This window comes from uncultured Candidatus Kuenenia sp. (assembly GCF_900696675.1).
In the GTDB taxonomy this organism is placed as follows: Bacteria; Planctomycetota; Brocadiia; order Brocadiales; family Brocadiaceae; genus Kuenenia; species Kuenenia stuttgartiensis_A.
The window spans coordinates 1-1,038 of sequence record NZ_CAADGZ010000311.1; the positions used below are offsets into that span (position 1 = coordinate 1).

Consider the following 1,038-nt stretch of genomic DNA (forward strand, 5'->3'; position numbering starts at 1 on the left):
TGACAAAAGGAAATATCCAACAGGGATAAAGGTTTCCGATCGGGAAATGGAAAAGATTAATATTGGAAAGCATAATTTCCATGGAGATTGGAATTATACAATTTCAAAAAATTGAGTCATTCACACCGTATTATCCCATGCCATAGTTGTAAAAGTTATTATCTGACAACCCCTGAGAAAACACTTCTTTTTGTAAAATAATATTTATCTGATTGTCTGATATTGTTGCTTCATTGTAGTCTGATGAATTACCAAATTCTAAAAAATTTAAAAAGTCAGCAAAAGATTTTTCTATAAATTCTCTTCTTGCTTGCCAACTTCCACCGCCAGAAGCAACTATTCGAAGCTGGTTTATAAAATCACTTTGCGTCCTACAATTTTCAAAAAATTTTGGCACACTCCCTTTATAATTATTCACAAAATAATTTCTTTCCTCTACATAATCCTGATTGCTCAAAATATTATCATCGCCAACCAAGTCAATTAGAGAGTGTAATTTTTCTTTAAATTTTATAGCTCTGTCTAAATCTGTCATGTTTTTATTTTATTAAATCATCAACGCCAACATTTAGAGCTTTCGCAATTTTTGTCAGTGTTTCAATAGTAGGATTTTTATTTACTCCTGATTCTACTCTCATTACTGTATTGAGCGATAAATCAGCAAAACGAGCTACTTTCTCAAGAGAGTAGCCCTTTTCTGTTCGTAATTTCTTAATGTTTGAGCTTATTTTGGAATTTGCCATTGTGTTATGTTATAATATACAATATAATGTATAAAGTATAATTTATATCGTTTTCTTTCTCAATTATAATGATACATCATTTTTTAATTTCAATCAAACAAATTATAGGGAGTTCCTTTCTGTTGCGCGCGCACGGGAGTGGTGGGGCAAGCGCAACTATAAATAAATTAGCCCCGCAAAAAAATCGGGCGAAGCCCGAAAAGCAAAAGGGCAAAAAGGAAGGGGGTCTGGGGGAAGGAATTTTTGCCCTTTTGCGATTAAGAACAGAGCGTTTCCGCTTTTCTCTGATTAAGAG

Annotated in this window: 3 protein-coding genes; 1 reads left to right on the forward strand and 2 read right to left on the reverse strand. The window is 33.1% G+C overall.

Going from position 1 to position 1,038, the window contains the following annotated elements:
- A partial coding sequence (locus tag QZT26_RS17860; RefSeq protein ID WP_295100125.1) for a hypothetical protein occupies window positions 1–115 on the forward strand: 115 nt, incomplete at its 5' end.
- 15 nt (window positions 116–130) lie between these two features.
- Here the strand turns inward: QZT26_RS17860 and QZT26_RS17865 are convergent.
- Window positions 131–535: a hypothetical protein gene (locus QZT26_RS17865; RefSeq protein WP_295104134.1), complete on the reverse strand. Its 405-nt coding sequence runs from the start codon at window positions 533–535 to the stop codon at window positions 131–133.
- A 4-nt stretch (window positions 536–539) separates the two neighbouring features.
- Window positions 540–743 carry a helix-turn-helix transcriptional regulator gene (locus QZT26_RS17870; protein WP_295104135.1) on the reverse strand — a complete coding sequence of 68 codons (204 nt, stop codon included), beginning with the start codon at window positions 741–743 and terminating at the stop codon, window positions 540–542.
- Between the last annotated feature and the right edge of the window lie 295 nt (window positions 744–1,038).

Bases quoted from the DNA above. Each gene is read 5' to 3' on its own strand.
- QZT26_RS17865 (WP_295104134.1), bottom strand. From the start codon at position 535: ATGACAGATTTAGACAGAGCTATAAAATTTAAAGAAAAATTACACTCT.
- QZT26_RS17870 (WP_295104135.1), bottom strand. From the start codon at position 743: ATGGCAAATTCCAAAATAAGCTCAAACATTAAGAAATTACGAACAGAA.